The 16,875-nt window shown below is 38.1% G+C and carries 10 protein-coding genes and 2 pseudogenes; 8 read left to right on the plus strand and 4 right to left on the minus strand.

Features of this window, described 5'->3' with window-relative positions:
* Positions 1-245 precede the first annotated feature (245 nt).
* From AC4D4B_RS04570 to AC4D4B_RS04600, 7 genes and pseudogenes are all read left to right on the plus strand, one after another.
* Positions 246-346, plus strand: a pseudogene (locus tag AC4D4B_RS04570) (hypothetical protein); the annotation flags it as partial.
* A 15-nt stretch (positions 347-361) separates the two neighbouring features.
* Positions 362-1,059, plus strand: a pseudogene (locus AC4D4B_RS04575) (ABC transporter ATP-binding protein).
* Positions 1,060-1,142: 83 nt separating this feature from the next.
* Positions 1,143-1,832 carry a response regulator transcription factor gene (locus AC4D4B_RS04580; RefSeq protein ID WP_490999270.1) on the plus strand — a complete coding sequence of 230 codons (690 nt, stop codon included), beginning with the start codon at positions 1,143-1,145 and terminating at the stop codon, positions 1,830-1,832.
* Positions 1,819-3,297, plus strand: a complete 1,479-nt coding sequence (locus tag AC4D4B_RS04585; protein WP_490999271.1) for a HAMP domain-containing sensor histidine kinase — start codon at positions 1,819-1,821, stop codon at positions 3,295-3,297. The genes AC4D4B_RS04580 and AC4D4B_RS04585 overlap by 14 nt, the downstream gene beginning before the upstream one ends.
* A gap of 563 nt (positions 3,298-3,860) precedes the next feature.
* Positions 3,861-5,309, plus strand: a complete 1,449-nt coding sequence (locus tag AC4D4B_RS04590; RefSeq protein WP_490999272.1) for a S1C family serine protease — start codon at positions 3,861-3,863, stop codon at positions 5,307-5,309.
* A 172-nt stretch (positions 5,310-5,481) separates the two neighbouring features.
* Positions 5,482-7,695, plus strand: coding sequence for an alpha-galactosidase (locus AC4D4B_RS04595; RefSeq protein WP_490999273.1), 2,214 nt, complete (start codon positions 5,482-5,484; stop codon positions 7,693-7,695).
* Between the two features lie 109 nt (positions 7,696-7,804).
* Positions 7,805-9,064, plus strand: coding sequence for an ATP-binding protein (locus AC4D4B_RS04600; protein ID WP_490994820.1), 1,260 nt, complete (start codon positions 7,805-7,807; stop codon positions 9,062-9,064).
* A 56-nt stretch (positions 9,065-9,120) separates the two neighbouring features.
* On the opposite strand, the gene helD is transcribed toward AC4D4B_RS04600, so the two are convergent.
* Both helD and AC4D4B_RS04610 read right to left on the minus strand, forming a co-directional pair.
* Positions 9,121-11,454, minus strand: a complete 2,334-nt coding sequence (gene helD / locus AC4D4B_RS04605) for an RNA polymerase recycling motor HelD (RefSeq protein ID WP_490999274.1) — start codon at positions 11,452-11,454, stop codon at positions 9,121-9,123.
* A 177-nt stretch (positions 11,455-11,631) separates the two neighbouring features.
* Entirely contained in the window at positions 11,632-13,758 is a 2,127-nt protein-coding gene (locus AC4D4B_RS04610) for an MMPL family transporter (RefSeq protein WP_490999275.1), read from the minus strand.
* A 204-nt stretch (positions 13,759-13,962) separates the two neighbouring features.
* On the opposite strand from AC4D4B_RS04610, the gene AC4D4B_RS04615 reads away from it, so the two are divergent.
* Positions 13,963-14,475 carry an acyl-CoA thioesterase gene (locus tag AC4D4B_RS04615; RefSeq protein ID WP_066106417.1) on the plus strand — a complete coding sequence of 171 codons (513 nt, stop codon included), beginning with the start codon at positions 13,963-13,965 and terminating at the stop codon, positions 14,473-14,475.
* 69 nt (positions 14,476-14,544) lie between these two features.
* On the opposite strand, the gene AC4D4B_RS04620 is transcribed toward AC4D4B_RS04615, so the two are convergent.
* Positions 14,545-15,126, minus strand: coding sequence for a YdcF family protein (locus tag AC4D4B_RS04620; protein WP_490999276.1), 582 nt, complete (start codon positions 15,124-15,126; stop codon positions 14,545-14,547).
* Positions 15,127-15,768: 642 nt separating this feature from the next.
* On the minus strand, positions 15,769-16,620 hold the full coding sequence (locus AC4D4B_RS04625) for an MBL fold metallo-hydrolase (RefSeq protein ID WP_490999277.1): 852 nt from the start codon (positions 16,618-16,620) through the stop codon (positions 15,769-15,771).
* Between the last annotated feature and the right edge of the window lie 255 nt (positions 16,621-16,875).

The following is a 16,875-nucleotide window of genomic DNA, read 5'->3' on the forward strand; positions in this document are numbered from 1 at the left end:
CTATGAAGTATAAAAAATCTATGTATCAAGCGGTTATATTAATAGTTATATTCTTTTCAACTGTACATAATCAACATTTCTAACGTCAATTGTAAAGCTTTTCATACAAATATAATAGTTTCGCCTACACAAATATTTTTAATTTTGTTTGACATTTCATCGACACATTATGGTCGTAAGATTTTTTATAGAAAAGATTTTCTAAAGGATTTACCCGGTATAGATTGTCAGAAAGGATGAAAAAGATGAACTTTATAAAAAGGGCATTTTTAAGTGTGAGGCCAGAAAAGGAAAGAGCATTCTACAGTTAGTTGTATTCACGGTTATCTGTGTGCTTGTTTTATCTGAGTAGGAACCGTAAATGAGCGCATTATTGGAGTTTAAGGATTTAAGTTATTGGTACAGACATAATAATAAACAGCATGATATAGTAAAGAAAATTAATGTTTCTTTTAATAAAGGATTATTTTATGCAATTGTGGGTCCTTCCGGTTCAGGAAAAACTACGCTTCTCGCTTTGGCGAGTGCGCTGGATGCTCCTAAGGATGGACAGGTATTATACGAAGGAAAAGATATAAGAAAAATTGGATACACCACGTTTCGAAATAAATATGTTTCGATTGTCTTCCAATCCTATGATTTACTGCCCTATATGACTGCGTTACAAAATGTCACTACAGCGATGGAGATTACCGGAAATAAGGTTAAGGACAAAAAACAGTATGCACTCGAGATGCTTAGAAAAGTGGGCATCGATGAAAAGCAGGCTGGACAAAAGGTGCTCACACTGAGTGGCGGTCAGCAGCAACGTGTCTCCATTGCACGAGCCCTTTGTGTAAATCAGATTTAATTGTAGCAGATGAACCGACTGGAAACCTCGATGAGGATACCGCTCAAGACATCATTAAGTTATTTATGCAGCTGGCACATGAGGAAAATAAATGTGTCTTCATCGTTACGCATGATCAGCATATTGCTGACATTGCAGATCAAACAATTCGCCTTTCTAAAGGCCAAATAACGATTGTTAATAATATAAGCGAACATTCGAACCAATAAGTGAATTTTGTTTAATGAAAATCTCCGAGTTATATCGGGGATTTTTGTCCTATCTTTTAATCATCGAGGAGTGAGTAAGGAAGATGCAAAAAATCATGATTGTAGAAGATGAAAAAGCCATCAGCCAGGTTTTAAAGGCATACTTGAAGAAAGTAAACTACGAAGTTGAACAAGTATTTACAGGTGGTGAAGCCATCGCTAAATTTGAGGAGTTTAAACCGAATCTTGTTTTGCTCGATGTTATGCTTCCAGGTATGAGTGGATGGGATATATTAAAAGAAATTCGTACGAAAAGCGCATGCCCTGTTATTATGCTCACGGCACTTGGTGATATTAATTATAAGCTTGCAGGCTTGAATGATGGAGCTGACGACTATATCACTAAACCCTTCATTGGAGACGAAGTGGTTGCCCGTGTCCAGGCAGTATTGAGAAGATCTGGACAGGTCATTGATGATAAGGAAAAGAAACAGTTTGGCGCGCTGTGCATTAATATGAAAGCTCATAACGTCACATTAAATGGAGTAGAGCTTGACTTAACACCGCGCGATCTCTCACTGCTCATCTTCTTGGCGCAAAATCCTAATCAATTATTTACGAGAGATCAATTAATTGATCATGTATGGGGGATGGATTACGACGGCAGTGACCGGGCTGTAGATTTGTCTATTAAAAGGCTGAGAAAGTCTCTGCAAAACTGGCCTGCATCTGAAGGAGAAATTAAAACTCTGCGAGGATTGGGGTATCAATTAAGTGTCTATGAAAAAAAATAATAAACTGCAAATGGATTTTCTTAAGCGCTTAGGTCTAAAAAAGAAGAACCATCCGACTAAACGTGTCAGTTTGTTGAAATACTGGACGACACGATATCTGGTTACCCTGTTTATTGGACTTATCGTCATAGGATTTCTTACAGGAATCATTATCAGGCAATCCACTCTTAATAAGAACCTGGATATTAATAAATATTTGGCTGAGGAAGTAGCAGCGCGAATACTGGATCAGACGGTTGGAACTGATATTCAAACAGAGCAGAATCCAGAGGTTTTTGCCAATCGAAAAAAATTATTAGAGGTCAGCGGCAATCCGTCCATTTATGTGGTGGATGTAAATGGAAAAATAGTGATTGAGAATCGTTCAAGTAATCACCTTAATGTATCTTCATTTTCAACTGCACTGCTTAATAGTAAGGATGAAGTAAAACAATTAAACAATATTGGTGGCAGAGATTATTATCTGGTTAAGCGGCCTATGATTGTGAATGATACGGTAATTAGTTGGATTGTTGTTATGCAATCTGAGGATGAGTTAACTGCAGTAGATCAGGAATACAAATTACTTTTGATTATGATTTTAAGTTTGGCCTTGCTCGGATGGGTTGCTATTTACTTTTTATCCAAAAGACTGGTTAAGCCGATTGAGAATGTAGCTGAAGCAGCTAAGCAGGTTCAAAAAGGAAATTATAATATTGAACTTATTGAAGAGGTAAATGAACAGGAAGTTTATGATTTAGTCCATTCCTTTAAGGAAATGGCGATTAAATTAGAGCAGCTGGAAGCTATGCGAGCCGAATTGCTGGCAGGTGTTACGCATGAATTGAAAACGCCTGTAACATCCATTAGCGGTTTGCTTCAAGCCGTTAATGATGGAGTTGTCACAGGGGAAGAAGCAAAAGAGTTTCTGGCCATATCCTTACAGGAAACGACTCGTATGCAAAAAATGGTGGGAGACTTATTGGAGTTCAACTCCTTTACGGCCAATGCCATTCCTGTTAATAGAGAGTCTATAAAAATTGGAGAGGTCATTAATGAAATGATTTACCAATGGGATATTGTGCAGGATGACCAACTCGTAAAGGTTACTGTACAACAGCCAAAAGAAGATATGATCGTATCGGCGGATCCTCTGCGATTGCAGCAAATTATGATTAATCTCTTGAATAATTCCAAGCATGCTATTCAGGGAGAGGGAACGATAGAGGTCCGTATTTATAAATATGATGAGGATCATGTCGCAATCGATGTACAGGACAGCGGTTCGGGGATACCGCTTGCCGAGCAGGATTTAATATTTGAACGTTTTTATCGAGGAGAAGATAAAAAATACAAAATCCGCGGTCTAGGACTAGGCCTCCCATTCAGCAGAATGCTCGCCAACGCAATGGATGGAGATTTAGTATTAACGAAAAGCAATGAAAAAGGTACAACGTTCACTATAGTGCTGAAACGGCTTGCCTAGAAGCGAGGAGCATAAGACAGAGGCTCGAGGGGATTAAGGAACAAAGACTAAGACCGCCACATCGTGTGGCAACGTCTTTGTGACCAACGTCGTGTTGGCCTCCCGTAGAGACTATGCTTATGTCCTGAGCTTCTAGCCGTTGAAGCCGGATTGCATCTAGTGCTGAGGCGACTGTCCAGCTCCGACAAGCATAAGGAGAGTCCGCAGGGAGATGCTCTTTTCTCCCGTAGTGGCTATCCTTATGACCTCGAGGAGCTAGGAGGCGAGGCCGGATTATACATAATGCTGAAGAGCCTTATTTTAAGGAACGAAGACTAAGACCGCCACGTCGTGTGGCAATGTCTTCATGACCTACATCCTGTAGACCCAAAACAAGATCAATATGTTAGAAAGCTGCCAAAGAACAGGCAGCTTTTAAATTTTTTAAGAGGAGAAAAGATTTTGACATTTTGTTGACACATACAGTTAGTAAATTAGATAGTGAGAAGAGCAGAAATGCAATTATTCTACAATTATCGTAATATATTAAATAGACAGTTTAATGAATGAGGAGAGGAATTTGGATGGAAAACAATAATCGCCGTGATTATGATAATTTTGATAAACCAATAGATACTGCTAATCAGGATAAAAATCAAATTCCTGTATTACCGAATGAGAAAGATATTGAAACAGAATTTATTTCATATCGTGGATATCATGAATTAAGCTCTGCCAAGGAAGAAGATATGACAGATGAAAATAATGAACACTTAGAAGTACAACCGCTTCAAGCATCTGATGATCAAGCAGAGGGTAAATCTACAAGGGAGAAGAAAAAAAGGTCCAGATGGCTGACACCAGTCATTACCGCGATTCTTGGTGGAATGGTGGCACTTGGAGCAGGTTCTTACTTAGGTTTTGTTGATTTATCAGGCGTACTGCCAGGTGATGATGGACCTGTTAAAACAGCCATTGCTACAAATGATAAGGTAAATGATGAGGATGGCCTGAAGATTGTAGACTCTACGAAAACAACCTCTGAACTAATTCAAATGATTGAGGAGGTTTCTCCTGCGGTTGTAGGTATTGTGAATATACAAAACTCAACTAATTATTATGACTACCGCCAACCAACAATCAATGAGGAGTCCAATAACAGCCAGGAGAGCGGGACTGGTTCTGGGGTTATTTTCAAAAAATCGGGAAAAGATGCATTTATTGTGACCAATAATCATGTTATTGAGAATGCAGATACTATTGAGGTGTCCTTGTCAGAAGGCACAAGGATAACGGCTGAACTGGTTGGAACAGATCCATTAACAGACTTGGCTGTATTAAAAATTGATGGAAGCAAAGTGACAAAAGTAGCTGAATTCGGAGACTCTGAAAAGCTAAGTGTTGGTGAACCGGTATTGGCAATAGGTAACCCTTTGGGCCTTGACTTCTCAGGGTCCGTAACCCAGGGAATTATCAGCGGATTACAGCGGACAGTAACGGTTGCCACATCAGCTGGTGAATGGGATATGGACGCAATCCAAACGGATGCAGCTATAAACCCTGGGAACAGTGGCGGAGCGCTTGTCAATTCCGACGGACAAGTTATCGGTATCAACAGTATGAAAATATCATCTGAAGAGGTTGAGGGAATAGGGTTTGCTATTCCAAGTAAGGATGTTTCAGATATTGTCAATGACCTTCTTGCCGATGGAAAAGTACAACGTCCATATATTGGTGTAGGCTTGCAATCTATATCCGAAATACCTCAATATGTATTGCAGCAACAATTGAATCTTCCTTCCGAGATAACAAGTGGAGTGTTAGTAACTCAGGTGGAAACCGGTTCTCCCGCTGCTGAAGCAGGTATAGAGGCTAAGGACGTGGTAGTGGCAATCAATGATGCGGAAGTCACTACACTTGGGGAGTTCAGAAAATACTTGTATTCTAATGCTGCAAATGGAGATAAGGTCAAAATCAAGCTTTATCGAAATGGAGTGGAGAAAACCGTATCTGTTACAGTAACGGAGAAATAATAACTGAGAATAACTGTCGACTGCCTTGCCCCCTTGGGTAGAAGACATTATTTAAATAGATGAAGATTTCGCTTTGAAGCCTTATTTTAAGGCTTCTTTTTTTCGCATTTATGAGCAAGTTGGTATTTTCGTGTACATATATATAGAAGAAAAAGACATGAGGGAGACCAAAATGGGAGTGTCGTACTGTCCTAAACGGAAAATATTCCATTTGCAAGCTGGTGAAATGAGCTATGTGATAAAAATTTATCATCAAGCATATCTGTCTCATTTATATTGGGGGAAAAGGATCAAGGATGTGAATGAAAGCAATCAATTACAGTTTAAGTACCGATTGTTCTCTCCACAACCAGAAGGGTTTGACAGAACGTTTTCCCTTGATACGTTGCCTCAGGAATATCCAGCAAACAACACTGATTTTCGTACGCCGGCCTATCAAGTTCAATTTTCGGATGGTTCAGCCGTTACTGATTTAAAATATAAACATTTTCACATATATAAGGGGAAACGAAAATTAACCGGATTACCTGCTACGTACATTGAAGAAGAAGAGGAAGCAACCTCTATAGATTTTACCCTTATGGATAATCAAACGGGGCTTCAGGCGATATTGACGTATAGTACATACGAGCAATCCAATGTGATCACTCGGTCAGTCCGGTTTATAAATCATGGAGATAACCCCGTGAGTATACTTAAAGCCATGAGTGCTTCTGTTGATTTTAGGGAAAGCGAATTTGATTTGCTCACTTTATATGGCGCACATGCGAATGAATGTAATCTATCCAGAAAACGTTTAACAGCCGGAAGTCATCTAATCGAGAGCAGACGTGGGGCCAGCAGTCATCAGCATAATCCCTTTATGTGCCTGGCAAAGCCAGATACAAATGAAGAGTATGGAGAAGTATACGGGTTCAGCCTGGTTTATAGTGGGAATTTTATAGCACAGGCTGAGGTTGATCAGTATGAAACCACGCGCCTTTCCATTGGTATTAATCCCTTTAACTTTAGTTGGCATTTGGGGAGTGGAGAAATCTTTCAAACACCGGAAGTCGTTATGGTTTATTCTTATAAGGGTTTCAGTGACATGTCGAGAACTTATCATGAATTATATCGTTTTCGATTGGCGAGAGGGCAGTACAGAGATTGTCTGCGGCCAGTTTTGTTGAATAACTGGGAAGCTACTTATTTTAAATTTAACACTGATAAGCTTTTACTGCTTGCACTGGAAGGCAAGGAGCTTGGGATTGAATTATTTGTCCTGGATGATGGATGGTTTGGAAAACGTAACAACGCCAAAACTTCTCTTGGAGATTGGTATGTAAATAAGCAAAAATTATCTGGAGGGTTAAAAACGCTGGCAGAGCAAATTAATCAGCTTGGGATGAAATTTGGACTTTGGTTTGAACCGGAAATGGTATCTATGGAAAGTGACTTATATCGAAATCATCCCGATTGGTGCATTCAAGTCTACAATCGCCCGAAATCATTAGGACGTCATCAATTGGTCCTTGATCTAACAAGAGCCGAGGTATGCGAGTACATTATTGAATCGGTTTCGAATGTCTTATTATCTGCTCCTATTAGTTATGTGAAGTGGGATATGAATCGACATATGACGGAAGTGGGGTCACTTGCTTTGCCTATAGAACGCCAAAGAGAAACAGGGCATCGCTACATTCTGGGACTCTATTATATATTAGAGGTGTTGACTACCCGCCATCCAACGGTCTTATTTGAGAGTTGTTCGGGGGGAGGGGGAAGATATGATCCAGGAATGCTGTTTTATATGCCTCAAGTGTGGACGAGTGACAATACAGATGCTGTCTCAAGGTTGAAAATCCAGCACGGAACAAGCCTTGTGTATCCGCCGGTGACAATGGGAGCTCATGTGTCAGCAAGTCCAAACCATCAGGTGCATCGTCACACTTCTTTAATCATGCGTGGACATGTTGCTATGTCAGGAAATCTAGGATATGAGCTGGATTTTTCCAAACTGAGTCAATTAGAAAAGAAAATGATTAAAGACCAGATTTCCTTGTATAAGGAAATCCGTCCGATTATACAATTTGGCACGTATTATCGATTACTTAGCCCATTTGCAGGAAATCAGGCAGCTTGGCAATTTGTCAGTCAAGATTTATCTGAAACGGTTGTGATGTATTTCAGAATGATGGCACAGCCTGCAGAACCGTTTCATATTCTGAGGCTCAGGGGGTTAGATACCGAAAAAGAATACCTCGATACCCATACATCCTTAATATATGGTGGAGATGAATTAATGTATGCAGGGCTTTCTATCCCGGAAATGAAGGGGGATTATTGCAGTATGTTTTGGAGGTTTGCCTTTGAAGGTTACGAAAAGATAAATAATATAGAGGCCTAGCTTTTATGAGTTTAGATTAATATGATGAGAATTCAAGAAAATAATAATTTACTTTGGATATATTTTCCTCTAAACTTCAAGGTATAGATGTATTTAGAAGGAGAATTAGATGACAAGTGAATTCATTGCAAATTTATTTATTAATCTATTTATCATTCTGATTATTATTCAATTCATTTACTTTTGGCATGTTAAATATGGGGTACTTGGAGTAATTAATCCTTTAATCGTTGGAATTGGTCAAGCGATTGCGATTCTTATTAATATTTTATTCTTCACTGCTGAATCACCTCCAGGCATTCAGATCATGAATTATAGTTCTATATCCGTTGTCATCGGTATCTTTTATGGTGGTTACGCGATTGGTATCAGTTTATATACGCTGACACTTACTGCTTCAATCCTTTACACCTCTTCATTTGAATGGTTTCACTTTTTTTCAGGCTTGTTTGTCCTATTCTCTGCCATGGTTATGAGAAAGCAATACGTCAAATTAATGACCAGACAGCGTTTAGTCGCCTCCTTTGTAACGGCGCTTATTTCCTCTTTGGCTATTATGGCGACTTTCACAATTATAACAATTAATGACGTTAAACTAATAAATCAAGTTTTGTATGTTTTCTTGTATATAACTGGAATGGTCTGGCTTGTTTTTTCAATAGAAAGGCTGGAGAAAAATAGGAATTTTAAAAGTAAATTGATTGATACGGAAAAGATGCAGTCTGTCAGTCATTTAGCTGCCTCAATTTCACATGAAGTTCGTAATCCATTAACAGCAACGAAAGGATTTTTACAACTATTAAGAAGTGATGAGAATCTTACGAAGGAAAAGAAAGAGCAGTATATTGATATTGCACTATCCGAATTGGACCGCGCTGATAGTATTATTAAAGATTTTCTGGCATTTGCCAAGCCGCATATTAACAGTAAAGAAGATATCAATATTCAAACAGAGTTGAATAAAGTAGCTGATATTGTTCAGCCGTTAGCCACTATGCGAAATGTACGTATTCAGATTGAAGTGGCTTCCTTTATAGTGAGAGGAGAAAAGCAATTATTCCAGCAATGTTTCGTTAATATCTTAAAAAATGGAATCGAATCAATGGGTCATGGGGGCTCTCTTACAATCACCACGGATAATAAGAGAAAAGGTGTAGATATACATATTATAGATACGGGTATTGGTATGACCAATGAACAATTAAAGCGTTTGGGTGAGCCTTATTATTCAACAAAAGGGGTAGAAGGAACAGGCCTTGGAATGATGGCGGTATATCGGATAATAGATTCGATGAAAGGGTCAATCCGTGTAAAAAGCAAGCCTGGTGAAGGGACAGCCTTTACCATCTATTTACCGGGACATGAATAAAAATAACTGCATAAAGAGACCTGAATGGATTATACCATTCAGGTCTTTTTATGCCTTCAATCAACATGGTACAAATCAGGCGGTATCGCATCAAGAAATGGACTCATTTCATCACTGTTAAACAGATAGAGTTCGTGCATAGCTCTTGTACAAGCCGTATAGAATAACTTTCGCTCCAATTCACGGTTATAGGTTTCTTTTGATGCATCAAAAATAATGACAGCATCGAATTCAATTCCTTTCGATAAATAGGAAGGCAGGATTAATATTCCCTTATTATACGAATAGGTGTTTTTTTGCATGAGCTGGATATCAAGATCTCTTGATAATTCTACGTAGGCATTCTGAGTTTCTTCTTCTGTTTTACATATAATCGCAATGGTTTGATGGCCAGCGTTCTCCAAAGAAGCGATTAGATTCATTATTTCCTGGATCCGTTCTGAAATGTTATTAACGATTTTTATCGTAGGTTTTGGCCCAGTTCTATTAAATGGTTCAATTTGGACATTGCTGAGAATTTCCTTCGTAAAGTCAACAATTTGACGGGTTGATCGGTAGCTCTTTGTCAGAACCATCTTCTCAAAGCTCTCTGACTCATACAGCTCATTAGACAGAAGGGTTGGTGCATTCATCGAATGAGCATAAATAGCCTGATTAAAGTCGCCTAAAATGGTCATTTTGCTATTTGGAAAAAGTTGTTTGAGAACAGCAAATTGAAATGGCGAATAATCCTGTGCCTCGTCAATAAATAAATGCCGGATAACATTATTGGTTTTTCGTCCCTCCAATTGTGCCTTTAAATAAATATAAGCTGTTGCATCTTCATTGGCTAATTGGTTTTGCTTGCATTTGTCTAAGGTGTAATCACAAATCTTTGGCCATATTTTAGGATAATCAGCATCATTGATATATTTATAGCCATTAAGGAAGAAGTTCATATAGATAGCTTTTACATGGATAAATTTTAGATTTTTAATGGCTTTTTTTATTGGATTAAAATATTTACGAACTAATTTTTTTGCCAATTCATCTTTCTCGTGTTCAAAATCATTAAATGTGTCCTCTGACAAGCGATCTCTTGCCTGAATCTCCAAATAAGTCTCGGTATATTCATCTGTTTCAAGTAACTCTAATTCATCTTCTACCCATTCTTTTTTATATTCGAGTTTTTCTATTTGATTCAGTTTTTGTAAGAGCCAATCCTTCACAGTCTGCATACGAAGCTGGATAGGGCCCCCACCATCGAGAGAGTAAAAGTATTCCGCAATCTCACTTGATGAAATAAGTATTTCACCGCGAAAAGTAATGGTTTTAAATTTTAAATCCTGTCGACTGAGATGGTCAATATAGGCATCAATCATTTGTTTATACTGCAAGTGGGACTTAAAACGAATTCCTTCAAGTCGGGCCTGATAATATTCATCCTGTTCATTTTTCAATACGTATTCCATTTGTTGAAAAGGATCCTCGATATCAAATTCGTTACCTACATACTTTTCGATATAATCCTGAAAAGTAATTTGTTGCATGTTTTCTTCACCTAAATTAGGCAGAACAGTGGCTATATAGCTGTTGAATAGGGGATTTGGAGAAAATAATAAGATATGATCTGATTTGATTTTCCCAAAATAACGATATAGTAAAAAAGCCACGCGCTGAAGGGCAGCCGAAGTTTTACCGCTTCCGGCCACACCCTGGACGACCAAATACTTACTTTGTACATTACGAATAATTTTATTTTGCTCTTTTTGAATCGTGGCGACAATATTCTTCATTTGATTATCCGCACGGGTGCCAAGAACTTCTTTTAAGAGTTCATCTCCTATTGTTAAGCCGGTATCAAACATACTTTTAAGCTTTCCATTTTTGATGATATATTGTCTCTTTAGCTCCATCGTACCCGTGATGGACCCTTCGAGTGTTTGATATTCAGCAGGTCCGGGCGAGTGGTCATAGTATAGACTCGAGATTGGGGCACGCCAATCATAGATCAGGAAATTTTCATTGTTCTGATCCATTAGAGAAGCAATTCCAATATAGACTTGATCTATTTGTTCCTCACCGTCTTCATGAAAATCAATCCTGCCGAAATAAGGGGAGTCTTTAAGTAGGTCCAGTGTTTTAAGTTGCTTCGTAATCTGATGTTGGGTTCTTTCTCTTTCTGACAGTAATTCAGATTGCTGTTTTATGCTCGCCAGTGTTTCGACAGCATCCTCCACATTGTCCATATTGACGGTGACATCTTCCCAAAAGGTTTTGCGAATATGAATGACTTCATCTTTAAGTCCACCTGATGATTGGTTCAGCTTATTGGCTTTGTCCTCAATAATCCTGGTAATGGTTGATAGTCGTTGTTCTTCCTCGTGTTTAGCATAATTTTGTTCGGTCATATCCTGTCCTCCCATTGATTCGGATATCAATACGCAGTCATCCTTTCTATAATGGATGATTCTCGTGAATTTAATGAAAGACGAATCAAATTATTCTTTTCCAAACTATAAAATATCAATACCCGATATCGGTGACATTTAAATCCTGTCATCAATACCGGGTATTGGTGGGTTAAATTATAGTTTAGTTGAATGAACTTCTTTCTGCTGGTCTGCATCCTTTTCAAAGAACAGGATTAGAGAAGGGAGTAATAGGCCTCTTACAAGGAATGTATCCAATATAATGCCTATTGCTACAATAAAACCAAAAACAAATAAAACGGCAATGGGCTGTGTCATTAATACAGCGAATGTGGCCGCAAGAATGATTCCTGCGGAGGAAATGACACCGCCTGTATTGGCCACCGCGATTTCCACAGCTTTTTTAACAGGGTGCTTTTCGCGTTCTTCTTTGTATCTGGATATTAAAATAATATTATAATCGATACCCAGTGCTACAAGGAATACGAAAGCATATAGCGGTACACGGGTGTTAATAGCATCAATGCCAAATAGGATATCTGTTAAAAATGTTCCAAGACCTAGAGCTGCCAGGAAGGATAGCAAAATCGTTCCCATCATATAAATAGGCATCTTGAACGATTTGGTCAAAACAAACAGTAGAACTAAAATGAGTAATGTTTCTGCAATGACAATCACGATAATATCCCGATCATTAATGGTTCGATCGTCCACTTTTGTAGCAGTTTCTCCAGCGAAGTATAGCTCCCCTTCAATGTCTGCTTCTTTTAAGAGCGTATCTGATTTGTCTCGTATGGACTCTAAAGCATCTAAGGATTCTAATGCATATGGACTTTCTGAAAATGAAAGACTGTACTGTAGTGCTTTTCCATCTTCAGTAGCACCTGATTGGCGAATACTTGCTACCAGATTTTGTTCTTCAAGTGTTTTTGCAAGTTTTTCGCTTTGGTCCTTTGAAATAGATTGTTCAGATTTAAGTAAAACGGTTGTGGGTGCCAAGTCACCTTTATCGAACTTTTCTTCCACAATCTCATAGCCTTCACGAGATTGCATATCCTCTGGGAATCCTTTTACTGTATCAAATTCATATTTTATATTAAAAATGTTTAAGGAAGAGATAAGCAGAATAGCAAAGACAATTCCTCCAGCCATTAAAGGCTTGGTGGTAACAAAGTTTGCAGTTCTGGACCAGAACGTAGCTTTTGTTTGATTACTTTCCCCAACCTGAGGGATCTTAGGCCAAAAGGATTTTCGGCCAAATAGGGTAAATAAAGCCGGAACGAGTGTCACGGATGCAATCATGATGATAAACATCGTGGTGGCAAAAGTAGGTGCAAAGCTTTGATAATCCCCATTTTTAGCCATGAATAGGACAAGCATGGCGGCCAAAACTGTCCCGCCTGAGAAGAAAACAGGTTCGCCTGTTTCTCTCATCGCCAAACTCATTGCTTCATGCTTGCTGGTATAACGTTTCAGTTCTTCTCGATATCGTGCAAAAACGAATAGAGAATAATCTATCACGGCTGCAAATAAGAGAATGGTCATAATGGAGAGAGATTGCGTGCTCATTTCCAAACCAGCTTTCCCCATAATTCCCAGCACCTGATCTACCACTATATATACAAAACCAGCAGCCAAAAGTGGAATCAGTGCTAATAACGGGGAACGATAAATAACAATTAGCAGGACTAAAATCAATCCAACTGTTGAAAATAATAAGACAAGGTCGGCTTTTGAAAATAAGCCCAATGTATCAGCGGCAATTCCCGCCGGTCCAGTAATCTTGAATGTCATGTCAGCAGTGGTGTCTTCTACTGCAGAATAGATATCCTCAATGCCAGCTTGAATTTCTTTTGACTCAAGTGAGCTTTCAAAATTAAGCGGTATAACAGCTGTTGTTTCATCCTTTGATAAAAATTGTGCCTGTGCCTGTGGAGGCAGTGAAGAAAAAGGAACAGCTTCCTTAACTCCTTTTATATCTTCCTTAATAATCACATCCATCGCCTGACTTATTGTCTGCGTGTCTGCTTTGCCTGACTCAGTCGAGAATACTAAAAGAGCTGGGACTCCCTGATCATCTTTAAAGTATTTGTTCAGTTCTTCGTTAGCAATAACGGATTTTGCATCATCAGGTAATGTTTGTATACTCGACACATCATAATCTTTGGCACTTGGTGCAAATAAGAATAATCCTAAGGTCACCACTAACCATGCAATTAATGTTATCCACATGCCGCGTTTAGTAGTAACCCTATCTGTTAGTGCGGCTAATAATCTCTTCAATTAAATTCCTCCTTCAGGAAAGGTTATGGGAATTATACGCATACCATAATTTAATTAAATAATTTATACAACAATTTATCAAATTTGATGATTCCTTAAAATGTATCAATATTGTCTGCACACTGAATCGTATTGGTTGAAACATTCCATATAGTAAGATATAAAAAGAATAAATGAGCGTATAGAAGGAAAGAAGGTAACAACTTGGAAACAAAGACATGCAGTGAAACAAGAATTGTAAAAACAAACCGTATATTTCCGAGCGATGTAAACGATCATAATACATTATTTGGCGGAAAGTTAATGAGTGATATTGATATGACAGCTTCACTTTCAGCGACGAGACATAGCCGTAAAACGGTGGTTACGGCCTCAACTGATTCTGTAGATTTTCTAAATCCCATTACAACCCGGGACTCTGTATGTTTGGAGTCGTATGTGACCTATACTGGCAAGAGCTCTATGGAGGTATTTGTAAAGGTAATTGCTGAAAATTTAATGAGCGGAGAACGTAAAATTGCAGCAACAGCATTTCTTACATTTGTTGCACTGGATGAAGGAGGAAGGCCATGTCGTGTTCCAACCATCGTCCCTGAAACCGAGGAAGAGAAGAAACTGAATGAGACAGGGAGCATTCGTGCTGCTAAACGAAAACTGCATCGTATCCAAAGTAAGGAGCTTGCTGAATATATCACAACAAAAAGACCGTGGGAATAACAAGATGTTATTAAAAAGAAATGCAGAAAATGGGACAGCCATGATCTACATTTCTTTTTTTGATACCAATCACCAGCTAATATCTTTTTTTAGTCTATAGGACGTTATAGCCGCGTACTCCCTCACATGTGACTTCAGCCTTGAAATTTTAGGTGTTTTAGCTGGAATCCCAGTTAATTTTAAATCTAGTTTCTCAGCTATTTTGATTGTTCGATAGAGGTGGTAATCATTTGTTACAACGGCACCAGAATTTAGGTGGTTTGGTATCAGTTCTTTCGAAAATGATATATTTTCTTTCGTGTTTGTCGAAGCATCTTCCAGGATTAATCTGTTGCTTGGTATACCGTATTCCTCTAATCCTCTTTTCATTGCCTCAGCTTCAGAAATATCCTCACCATCTCCCTGACCACCGGATAGGATTGCAATACATTTAGGATGATTTATTAAAAAATCAGCTGCAGCATCAATACGGTACTTTAGTGACAGTGATGGTGTTTCACCTTTTACTCTTGCACCGAGTACAATAATATAATCAATTGTTTCCTCCTGTTCTTGATTAGCGTAGCGAAACATATTAAATTGAAGGATGGATATGTAAATAAGTATGATGATTATAATAGCTGTAAAACTTATGTATAGCTTCCTTTTCATCTTTGACAGCTCCTTTTCATATTTCTAAGATAATCATATAGGAAATATGGATGAATTTGTAAAATGAAAAGGTAATATTAACAAAAAGTTCAAAATATATGCATTTATTTGATTGGGATATGAGTTATTATTAAAGCAGAAGGATCATATACAAAGTTTTAACCTATAAAGAGGCTCAATCAATGTGTTTGTTTCGTAGAGGTAAGTCACTCGAGAAGGCGAACAAAGTAAAAGAGTTATATATCCTTAAAATTAAATGTAATCGCAGGATAAAGAATGCGAATCATTTTAATCTTACAGATTATGTAAAGGGATATGATAGAGGATACAGGGATAGAGAAATGAAATATACAGTTGAGTTTCTTGTAATGTTAGAATACGGAACCTGCACAATCAGCTGATTCGTATTTTATTAGTAAACGATGACAAAGGTATTTCGAATTTTTCAGCTGTTTATGATTGAGTCTCTTTGTATGTTAACTGAAGGATCCTTCGATTACGGAAATAGGGAAATGAAAAAAGAGATTAGAGGTAGAGAAACCATCTGATCTCTTTTTTGTTTTTATAGAAGGTGATTTTAACAGGACATTCTCGATTGTCTAAAGAGGGATCAAGATGGATATCCGGTATTAAAATAAGTGCCTATTCTTCCTGCTTGTAAATACTGTGTTTCGGAATGGCCATCTCATCAAAATTGGATGCCAGGATGTTAAGCTCTTTTTTTAAGTATTCCTCAAGGAGAGGGAGACCATGACCTGTTACAGCAAAGTTTGGATTTAGCTGATTTAACTGTATGACTGAAACCTTTGCGGCTGTCCAATCTGTTGTGAAATAACGCGGTGGACCGCTGATTTCTTGTTTTTGAGTAAGAACTTTATAAAGGGATTCCTGTTTTACTCCAACAAATGCATCTCCGGCAATCAAGAAGCCATCTTCTTCTCGGTATAATGAAATATGTCCTGGTGTATGCCCGGGCGTATGGATCCATCTCCAGCCAGGCATTTCAGGAACACTCCCATCAGCAGGAAGAGGTTGCACTTTATTGCCGAGATCAATGCCGTGATTAGGGAAGAATCGGGCAATATCAGGAACAAGTCCGCCCTCTGCTTTATAGTCAGGTTCAGGATAATTCTTTTGTCCGGTTAAATAAGGGATTTCCAGCTCATGTGCATATACAGGCACATCCCACTTATCCAGTAATTCCTCAAGTGCACCAACATGGTCAAAGTGGCCATGTGTTAAAATAATCGCTTTTGGCATACTATCTTCACCAAACCGTTTGTTTACTGCTTCAATAATTTCGTCATCTGCTTTAGGCATACCGGCATCAATCAGAACAAAATTTTCTTGATTAGGAAGACCAGCCAGTGTCACATTGACAATTTGCGTATTCAGGACATAAATATCTTCTTTTACCTCAATACCCATTCCGCTTGTAGAGGAAGTTAAAGGAATATATGTATGACGGAATGTTTGTTTAGATTTATGTTCCATAAAAGATCACTCCTTTAGTCAGCTCTTTAGTAGTATGTACCCTTATTACTTTTCTCATTAACACTAATCATGAAAATAGAAAAAATTAGCGGGTTTAAGCTTTCTAGCAGATGCGAATGTTTGCTTTTTTAGTTCAAATCTATAAAACTGGTACAATAAGAATCCATTAAAAATAGTTTAAAGAAGGACTGTATTGTAGAAAGTGGAATTGATAACGATTTATATGTATAATTATCTTTTTCAGGAATTATATTC

The organism is Pradoshia sp. Z6_59 (assembly GCF_058267515.1).

Bases quoted from the DNA above. Each gene is read 5' to 3' on its own strand.
- AC4D4B_RS04580 (WP_490999270.1), top strand. From the start codon at position 1,143: ATGCAAAAAATCATGATTGTAGAAGATGAAAAAGCCATCAGCCAGGTT.
- AC4D4B_RS04585 (WP_490999271.1), top strand. From the start codon at position 1,819: ATGAAAAAAAATAATAAACTGCAAATGGATTTTCTTAAGCGCTTAGGT.
- AC4D4B_RS04590 (WP_490999272.1), top strand. From the start codon at position 3,861: ATGGAAAACAATAATCGCCGTGATTATGATAATTTTGATAAACCAATA.
- AC4D4B_RS04595 (WP_490999273.1), top strand. From the start codon at position 5,482: ATGGGAGTGTCGTACTGTCCTAAACGGAAAATATTCCATTTGCAAGCT.
- AC4D4B_RS04600 (WP_490994820.1), top strand. From the start codon at position 7,805: ATGACAAGTGAATTCATTGCAAATTTATTTATTAATCTATTTATCATT.
- helD (WP_490999274.1), bottom strand. From the start codon at position 11,454: ATGACCGAACAAAATTATGCTAAACACGAGGAAGAACAACGACTATCA.
- AC4D4B_RS04620 (WP_490999276.1), bottom strand. From the start codon at position 15,126: ATGAAAAGGAAGCTATACATAAGTTTTACAGCTATTATAATCATCATA.
- AC4D4B_RS04625 (WP_490999277.1), bottom strand. From the start codon at position 16,620: ATGGAACATAAATCTAAACAAACATTCCGTCATACATATATTCCTTTA.